The organism is Streptococcus sinensis (assembly GCF_000767835.1).
Lineage (GTDB): Bacteria > Bacillota > Bacilli > Lactobacillales > Streptococcaceae > Streptococcus > Streptococcus sinensis.
In genome coordinates this window covers 1-10,293 of the sequence record NZ_JPEN01000020.1, presented here as the reverse complement: position 1 = coordinate 10,293, position 10,293 = coordinate 1, and the positions used below count along the sequence as shown (strand labels likewise).

2 protein-coding genes are annotated in these 10,293 nt (G+C 44.6%); both read right to left on the bottom strand.

Going from position 1 to position 10,293, the window contains the following annotated elements; all coding sequences use genetic code 11:
• The coding region (locus tag SSIN_RS11065; protein ID WP_052076739.1) for an Ig-like domain-containing protein at positions 1–9,455 on the bottom strand (9,455 nt) is incomplete at its 3' end.
• Between the two features lie 330 nt (positions 9,456–9,785).
• Positions 9,786–10,293 (bottom strand): G5 domain-containing protein (locus SSIN_RS00970; protein WP_037614703.1); only part of this gene is annotated, 508 nt, incomplete at its 5' end.

Genomic DNA, 10,293 nt, shown 5'->3' with positions numbered 1-10,293 from the left:
ACTGGAGCTTTAGAAACGAAGCTGTCGCGAGTCACACGCCCGGTTTCCTGACCATTCTTGATGGTCACTTCAACGAGCGTAGTCTTCTCACCGTCTTTGCCTTCTTGAACAACTTTTCGGGTGCCCTTAGGCAATTGTGCATTTTCACGTTCAACAGTGTTAAACGGTAGGGTCTCAGTCACCACATCCAAGCGTGGTTGTTCAACTACTGGAATCTTAACACCTTCGTCTGGAGTCGTCTTGTGAACTGGCGGTGTAGCATCCGCTGCTTTCTTCACTAGCTGGATCTGGTATTCCTTAGTCGTTTGACTGTCTTCCGTCACCACACGAACAAGACTTGGAAGCTCATCGCTATCAGACTGAACAACTGTCACCGTTGCATTGTTTGTAGCAGTAGCTTCAATCCTTGGTCTTGTGCCTTGATACTCCAGACGGTAATCTGTCTTATCTGCTGCAAAATCAGCCAAGGCTTGACCATTAACAGTGATGTTCGTTACTGTAGTTGACTGAAGCGCTTCTGTTGGTGTAACGGCAGTGAACTCTACAAGTGCAACCCCGTTAGTCGTATCCTTGCGCGTCATACGGGCACGGATAGCTTTTGTTTTAACAGCTTCAAAGTTCAAATGAATCATCTTACCAGCTACGATTTCACTGTCAGCTGTATAGTTCAATTGCTTCCAATTATTTGCATTGTTAAATGGATGATTAGCCTGCTCAGCATAACGAGAAGCTGGATTTGGCTCAGTAAAGTCTGGACCGTCATAGTATTCTAAAACGAGACTTTGCGGTGCATCTGTTCCACTATCTCTGAAGAACTGCATACCAACTTGTTGCACTGTCTCAGCTGCAATCTGACCTTGCTTTTTGAAGAGAACACCGACAGATACTTCTTTACTTGGAGCCTGTCTTGACCAGTTAGTCCAGCGATTACTTTCGTTGGTCGAACCATCATTTACATAGTGAACCCTATCTTGTGAAGCTTGATCTGTGTCATTAGTCGTTGAAGCAAAGGCAAGTGAATCTTGGTCGTTATGGTTTTGGTTTAAAGCAGCATTGCGTCCAGTTTGCTCGCTTACTCGTACTTTAAGCTGTGCCTGTAGATCTGTTCCTGGAATCGTTCCTGTCAGTGTAAAGCTACCCTTAGTTCGAAGTAGACTTTCATCAACTGGATTCCAAGTAACTGCTAAATCTTTCTTAACCCATTCAGTACCACTTGGATAATAAACTGGTACAGTTGTTGGCAACTGGAGTCTCTCTCCTACATTTACGACTGTTGATAATGTTTCAGCAGCCACAGGCTTACCTATTTGCTTGCTCTCTTTAACGAAGCGAATGCGGTATTCATCCACGATTTGACCATTTTCAGCCTTGATGAGTACACGGACAGGATCCTTTTCAGATGCTGCTGGAATCACTGTCGCTAAGCCATTATTGCTCACTTCAGCAGTCATTTGATTGCCTGTTTCTTTCTTGACAATCTCGTACTCTTTGATAGCACTGTTAAATCCTGGGACAGGCTGACCGTCTACCATAAGCTTAGCTGTCGCACTTGTCGCTTCTTCGACGCTGTTACCCATGACCGTCAACTCAGTCAAACCGACACCTGATGTATTTGCCTTCTTCTTCATACGAATACGGATAGCTGGTGTTTCTACCTTATCAAAGCGGAAGACATTTTCAGAATTAGCACTCAGGGTCTGAGGTGCACGAAGTCCAGTTACTTGCCTCCAATTACTTGCTTGATTGAATGGATGTTGCGCTTCTTTGCGAACATGGTTAACATCTTTTGGTAACTCTGGCAGGTCTTTGCCGACGTAGTACTCAATGACATATTCTTCTGGCAGACCAATCGCACCATCCGTGTAGAAGTCTGCTTTTAGATTATCAACAAAGCGTTTGGTCAAGTCACCAGCATCACCAAATAGGATACCTGCATAGTCTTCTTCATTTCCAGTACGCCAGTTAGTCCAACGGTTCTTAGCTCCGCCTGAAGTTCTTGAAATGTGGGTATCATTTAAAGCACTAGCGCTATCATCCCCACCAGTATCAGATACAAAGGCTGCTGGAAGTTCTGACCCTGTCCATTGTTTAGAGATATTCTTGTTTTGAACTGTTTGTTCAGACACTCGGATGTGAGCCTTGGTTCTGAGATTGAGTCCCACGACTGTTCCTGTAACTTCTACTTTGCCAGCTTGAGCTGTCGCATCAGTCGGAACAGCATCCCAGGCTACTTCTTTATACTGGACACTGCCATCGGAGTGATAGGCACGGACTGTTGCTGGAAGTTTAATCATCTCACCTTTTGGCACAGCTAATGATACTTCCTCAGCTGTCAAGAAGCCTTCGACAGTTACATGAGCTTGTGCTTCAATGTCAGTCCCTGCTACTCGTCCTTTAACGGTAAAGCTATGATAACGGTCAACCTTCTCTTGGGAAATCGGCTCCCAAGTCACGGCTACCTTACGCGGCAAACCTTGATTATAAACTGCCAGTACTTCTTGAGGGAGACTTGGCAACTTGTGCAAGTCTGTTGATAGCTTAATCGGACGCAGCTCTGTGATGGTTTTTTCTTGTGTATTTTCAGCGATGCTCAAGGTTAGCTCTTGCGAAGTCAGAGTCTTATCTGCCTTTGCAAGACGAGCTGTGATACGAGCTGTTCCTTTACGGTAGAGCAAGAGTTTGCCATTTTCAGCTTTGACTTCTGCACCATCACCTGACTTAATTGTGAGCTCTACATCATTTTCTGACAGGAGCGCCCGTGTACCATCTTCGTAAATTCCTTTGACTTTATAAGGTACAGCTTGATCCTCAACTAGATTTTCTGTCTTTTCTACTTCTAGCTCAATGCTTGTCAAGGCTGGGCTAGCTTCGACAAATTGCAGGCGATACACTCGAGTCAGACGACCACCTTCGTCTGTCACAAAGACAGAAGTCAGTTTGTCATTGTCAGCACTAGCCTGCTGGATAGTTGCTGTTGCACCTCCAGTGGTTGTCGCTGAGACTGTCGGTACAGTTGTACCATAAGCAAGCGGGATACGATAGTAGGTCTTGTCTGCGCTAAAGTCAGCCAGAGCCTTTCCATCAACCTGAATGCCTGTCACAGCCCCTTCGGTTAAGTTCTGATTAGACGCTCGGAATCTAGCTGACACAGAAATGTCCGAGTCTGCGACTTTTCCTGCGGCTGTTGTTTCGCCATTTTCAGTCTTCAAGGCATCGGGGTTTTCCAAAGTCCAAGAGCTGACTTCAGCATCTGATGTCGTACCATCAGAGAAGACTGCTGTAACTACTTTATCTAAATCTTCTGTTGCTGTATTGACTGGCACTGTCTGGGCTTTTGGCAACCAAGCTACTAGATCCAAAACTTTCAGCATCAAGCGAGCAGTCAGGCTTGTACCCTCTACACTTCCTAGAACTTCTTTGACGCCACGCGTTTTAGTCAGGTCAGCTGGTATCTTCCAAGTCACAGCCTTGTCTTCTGTGCTACCGTCATTGTAAACAGCTTTGACTGTCTGTGGAAGTTGTGCTTCGTCACCAACCATAGCTGTTGCTTTTGCTGGAAGCAAGTCAACTAATTCTTTGGCAGACTGTGTTCTTTTCACCGTATAAACCGTTGCAGAATCTGAGCCTAAACCTTCTGAATCAGCATAGAGGGTAAATTTCCCAGCTGTTTCTGTTGACTTAACGATGACCACACCCTTGCCATTAAAGGCCTTGCGCTTCCATGTACCATCTGCTTGAGCCTTGTAGCGCTCACGGCTAGCCTGCTCTCCGTTATCCACACCGACAATTTCGCCTTGTCCATGCAGATTGAAATGCACGAGATTATTAGCTGTCGGCACGAGATTGTCATTAGCATCCACGATTTCATAATGGATATAAGTCAAATCTTTTCCATCTGCTCCGATGACATGCTCTTCTTTAACAAGACGGACATTGCTAGGTTGGTCGGCAGTTGTCACAGTATCACGCGCAATCTCTTTGCCAGACTCATCACGAGCAACTGCCACTAGAGTACCTGGCTTATAAGCGACTTTCCACTCCAGATAGAGTTGACCATTTTCACCTTCTTGATAGCTTCTGCCATCTGCTGTCTGCTTCTTAGTGAAAGTCTTCTTGCCCAGAGATTCATTGTTCAGATAGAGCTCAACGCTGGCTGCATTTGAGAAGACGCGGACAGGCACCTTGCCATCAACCAACATCTTTCTGTCTTGTAGACTCTCCTCATCCCAATTCCAGTGTGGCAACATGTGAACCATTGGCTTGTCTTTGACTGAGCGCCATTGGCTTTGGTAAAGGTAGAAGTCATTCTTAGGTAGACCTGCTGTATCGATGATTCCAAAGAAGGAGCTCTTAACAGGTGTTCGGTCCATATTGTGCCAAGGAGTCGGCTCACCAATATAGTCAATCCCTGTCCAGATAAACTGGCCAGCATAGCCAGCATGGTCACGGTCAAAGGTCCATGACTGAGTCGCTGTGCGTCCCCAAGCTACCTTGTCATTTCCGTAGTCGGACTGCTCATAACGACGGCCAGCACTGTGGTCATGGTTCAAAATCCGAGATGGATCGTAGTAAGAGCCGCGAGTCCGGGTAGCCGAAGATGTTTCTGAGCCATAAATCTTCCAGTCTGGATGAGCCCTGCGCACTGCTTCATAGTTGTGCTCGCCATAGTTCATCCCTACGACATCCATGATTTTCGCGATTTCGATAAATCCGCCAGAAGAACGTTGGCTAAATTTGTTTTCACCCATGGTGACATAGCGTTCTGTGTCAATGGCCTTGATAACTGCCTTCAAGCGCTTAGCAGTAGCAATAGAACGTGCATCTCCATTGGCTTCTTCGACTTCATTTCCAAGAGACCACATGATGATAGATGGGTTGTTCTTGTCTTTTTCGACCATCATTCTCAGGTCAAAGTCAGACCATTTCTCACCTGGCTTAGCATCTGGATGTGTTGCTTCTTGGTCAAAGAAACGTCCATAGTCATAAGTCTTCTTACTATGATACCAAGTATCAAAGGCTTCTTCCTGCACTAAGAATCCAAGCTCAGCTGCAGCATTCAACAACTGTTCACTGGCTGGATTGTGAGAAGTCCGAATAGCATTGACACCCATCTCCTTGAGCAATTTCAGTTTGCGATAGATAGCCTTAGCATTCTCCTCAGAGCCTAGTGCTCCATTGTCCTGGTGAATACATACACCGTGGAACTTCATGCGCTCACCGTTTAGTGAGAAGCCGTCTGCTGCAGTCCAGTCAAAGTAACGGTAACCAAAGGTATCTTCGGTCACATCAACCAGCTGACCATCCTTATAGACCTTAGTCTTCATGACATAGAGCTGTGGCTTATCTGATTTGGTCGTCCACAGGGTTGGTCGGTTGACCTGAAGCGTTTGGTCAAATTGAACTTCCTGATTAGCTAACAGTTCTTTGACAGCGGAATGGACAGCAGCTGACACAGCCTGACCTTCCTTGGTAAAGACCTGGTGCTCAACATAAACTTGATGTGCCTTGCTATCGGTATTGACAACCTTGCTGGCAACGACTGTATCAACCGCACCTTGCTGCTGTTCTTTTAGCTTCGGTGTGGTGATCTTATTGCCATGCTTGCTGACATGCAGCTTATCTGTCATGACTAGGTTCACATCTCGGTAAATACCACTACCTGAGTACCAACGGCTGCTTGGTTGCTTGTTGGTGACCTGAACAGCAATCGTATTTTCACGACCGTCTTTGTAGAGATAGTCCGTGATATCATAAGAGAAATGATTGTAGCCGTTTGGATAGTGGCCGACATGCTTGCCATTGACATAGACATGCGAATCCATGTAAACACCATCAAAGGTCAGACGGACATTCTTGTCTTTATTTTCTTCTTCCAGTGTGAAGGTCTTACGATACCATGCCACTCCTCCGTTCAGCTGACCGCCTTCATTGCGGGCTGGAGATGAATGATCGAAGTCAAAGAAGATACTCCAGTCATGTGGCAGATTAAGCTTGGTCCAATCCTTCATATTGATATTTTCCTTGGATTGGTCGCCAGTCGGATTCAGCTTAAAGTACCAGTCTTTATTAAAGTTTTGCTTGCGTGCCTGAACCAAATCTTTCTCTTCTTTAGTGACTGGAGGCGTTACAATCGGCTGATCTGGTTTTGAATCATTTTGACCAGGTGCTGCAGGTTGGTCTGGCGTAGATGGTTGAGATGGAGTTGAAGGCTGATCTGGCATGGATGGTTGAGATGGACTTGGTTCCTCTGGTAGGTTTGGACGATTTTCTGGAACAAAGTTATCTGGATTATCCAAAATTTCTTTCAATCGATTCACTGCATTGAAGATTGCTTGGACATCTGGTGTTTCTTTTGCCAATTCATTTTCCAAAACAGTCTTATATTCTACAAAGGCAGTACGGCTATTCGGTGTATCTTTCAATAATTCTGGGGTAATTTGATTGACCGTTTCTTTCAACTGCTTCATCTCTTCCACAAAGTCCTGTTTAGAAATGAGATGAGAGCCAGTTCCTTTTGTCACAACCCTATCTAATTGGATTCCGATATTTCTAGTCAAGTCATTACGCTCAGGATCCAGTTCCATGGTCAGAACGTGAACATCGTCCTTCAAACCTTTAAGGGAAACCAGCGTTTGATTGCCTTTTCGCTGAGCCGCTTTACCACTAAAATATTTCTTACCATTGTATTCTGTGGCATTTCCTTGACCTTCTTGATAGTCCAAGACTTTGCCATCTAGGCTAACCTTATAAATACCGTGATTTGGATCCACAAAACCAGTTAGATCGATTCCTGTCCCGCTGAAAATAGCTGTCACAGAAAGTTTTTTCTTGGCATCCGCAGACAAGCCGTTATAAGAAGCCCAGCTTTCTGTATTGCTGAAATTCCCCTGAGCATTGGTCTGTTTATGCCAATTTGGACTATAGATAAGTTGGCTGGCTTGGTCGTCGTATTCTTTTTGGTTATGCGAAAGACTGTCCGCTTTCATGACACGAACTGTTGCAGCTGAGTTAAAGCCAAGTAAGCTTCCTTCCGTTGAATCAGACAGTTTAACTTTAAAGTCAAAGACTTGGTCTTCTTGCTCTTTAAAGTCAATGGTTTGAAGCGTTACTGTCTTTTCGGTTTCTCCATCAGCAAAATGCAAAATCTCTGTTTTGTCTTGGTAAACCTTGCCATGAACACCTGTTCCAGGCTCGGTCACCACTCGGATATCTGCCGGACCTTTGGCACCACCGACACGTTTGACAGTTACAGTGACAGTTTTCCCTTTTTCCGCTTCATAAGTTGGCTGACTCAGTTCAAACATGCCCTTAGCTTGGTTATTTAAAGTATAAATCCCCTCTGTCGCAATGGCGCGATTGCTAGCATTGACTAACTTAATCGTATGAGTACCTTCTGCTAGGTCGCCTGTTTCATATACGGTTTGACTACGTTTACGTACAGTGCTCTGCGTATCAATCGTTGCGACTTTCTGACCATCTACATAGACATCCATGGGACCGTGTTGAGGGTCAACAGTAGACACAACATAAGCCTTGGTTCCTGTGAATTGATATTCAACGCTGGCGTCCTTTTGGTTGGTCCACATGGAGCTTCCCCGAATACCTTCATTTTCTTGATACCAAGTAGTATTGTTTTTATTTCCTTCAGTGTTAGAGTGATAGTCTAAGCCCAAAGGATATCCATCTGTCTTTTCTATAGATTGAGGCGTTTTGTAGAGCGCAAAGTTGGTCAAAATCGGAGTTGCCTGAGCACCAGTAATGGTAACACGGACTCTTCTTGCAGTGACTGGCTGACCTTGAATCAGACGACGGTAGCCAACTGTACTGCCTTCGCCGTAGCGAACCCAACGACCATTAACTTCCACATCAATATTGAAGCCAGAAATTCGTTGCCCTTTTGCAATGTCCTCTTTCAACTCGACCACATCAAAACGCTTGTTCTCTCCCAAGTCAACTGTGAAAGAACCAGTCAATGCATCATTTGACAAGGCCCAAGATGTCTTGTCATCACCATCGACCAGATGATTGACATTGTATTTGGCATTCTTCCGAGTAGAATCCGCTACCACACTAGCACCTGCTGCTAGATTAGTAGCATACATGTCTTTGAGCGTCTGATGGAATTCTTTTAATCTGGCAACGTCTACATCTGCAAATCGTCCTTCTTTATTAGGCGGAATATTGAGCAAAAGCGGTGTTCCGCGACCGACAGACTTGAAGTAGATATCCATCAATTCACGCAGTGATTTTGGCTGTTGATTTTCATGGTAGAACCAACCTGAACGGATAGATACATCCGCTTCCCCAACGGAATACATATCTCCAGCAGGATCACCGTGATTCAGATAGTCTGTTGACGGATTAGCTAGAATCTTGTCACGCTTCACCTTATGCCAGACAGGATCGCCCGCTGTGCCTTTTTCATTCCCAATCCAGCGGACACTTGTTGGCTGAGCAGAGAAGATAGTGATATCACCTTCTGCCTTTTTAATGTAATCAAACCATTTGTCAAAAGTATAAGTGACTTTCTGAGCTCCTTCTCCCCGAGCACCATCCATCCAGACTTCGACAAATTTTCCTTTATTGCCGTACTTAGGATTGTCTAAAATTTCCTTGAGTTGATTAAGGTAATATTCATTGTATTGATCCTGAGTGGCAACCTTATAAGACGGATGATTAGCATCCCATGGAGAAAGATAGACCCCTAGATTCATGTCATACTTGGTCGCAGACTTAGAAACTTCCTCTAGGACATCTCCTTTACCATTCTTCCAGGGACTGGCTGCGACAGTGTGATTGGTATGGGCAGACGGATAAAGAACAAAGCCATCATGGTGCTTGGTAACCATAATTGTCCGCTTGAATCCTGTTTCCTTTAAGACACGAATCCATTGGTCTGTATCTAAATTAGTTGGATTAAAATTAGAAGGATTTTCACGACCATTTCCCCACTCAGAGTTGGTATAGGTGTTCATACCAAAGTGGATAAAGGCTGCTAATTCTTCTTTGTGGTAGTCCAATTGAGCCTTGCTTGGCAGTGGTCCATGGTCAGCAATCTCTGTTTCAGTGTTTTCAGTCGCATTAGCTCCCTGAGCTGGCAAAGTTGGCTGGCTGACTGTATTGTTAGAGGAAGCAGTTGCTCTTTCTTCTTTAGCACTAGCTGTTACAGGGGTAGATGCTTGTTCAACTGAGCTACTGGTTGCTTCATTTCTTGTTTCTACTATTGGTTCTGCTGCTGTTGATGCTGTTGAAACGGACGGACTTGTTTCAGGGCTAACTGTACTTTCTCCAGTCGAACCCGACTCTGCTATTGCAGATATTACAGGTTGATGGCTGGTTACAGGCTGAGCCTCATCCGCTGCGACGATTTGGCTACCGAAAAATACAGCTCCAATCATAACAGAGCAAGCACCGATAGCGTATTTTCGAATACTGTACTTACATTTCTTTTCCATAAAGGAACCTTCCTATTTGAACGCCTTATATTAGTAAGCGTTTGCAACTTTTTTCAAAAAAATATATTTTACCTTGAATTATTAAAAACAAAGGGAACTATCTATCAGTTTACACCAATCAAAATATATAGTAATTGAAAACAATTTTTTATAAATTTAACAACCATACTCTATATTTATGCAAACAAATCTATAGTCCCTAAATTAGATTTATGATTATAAAATAGGCGGAACACAACTCACACTAAATCGTTTGTGATGTCATCTTCCGCCTTCAAATAACTAGTACGAAAGTCAATTTCTATGCACTAGCTCTTTTGTCGGGAACATTTAGTTTTCACCGTTTTCCTTTTTCTTCATCAGGAACAATCCTGTCAATGCCAGCAAGAGACCCATAAGGGAAGCAGAATCTGCTACTGTTCCTGTATTTGGCAGAGTGGCCCTTGCTTCATTTGTCTGGCCTAGTTTAGCTGGAGTGACTGGCTTAACTGGCGCGTCAGGTTTGCTTGGCTGCGTTGGCTGTTCTTCCTTGGTTCCCACTTCCACAATCTGATTGACTGGATCTTTGGAAACGAAGCTGTCGCGAGTCACACGGCTGGTCTCTTGACCATTCTCAATCGTTACTTCAACCAGAGTCGTCTTCTCGCCGTCCTTGCCTTCTTGGACAACTTTTCGTGTGCCTTTAGGCAATTGTGCATTTTCACGCTCAACGGTGTTGAACGGTAGAGCTTCAGTTACCACATCCAAGCGCGGTTGTTCCACGACAAGATTCTTGACACCTTCCGCTGGGGTAACTTGCTCAACTGGCTTGCCAATTTCCACAATCTGATCGACTGGG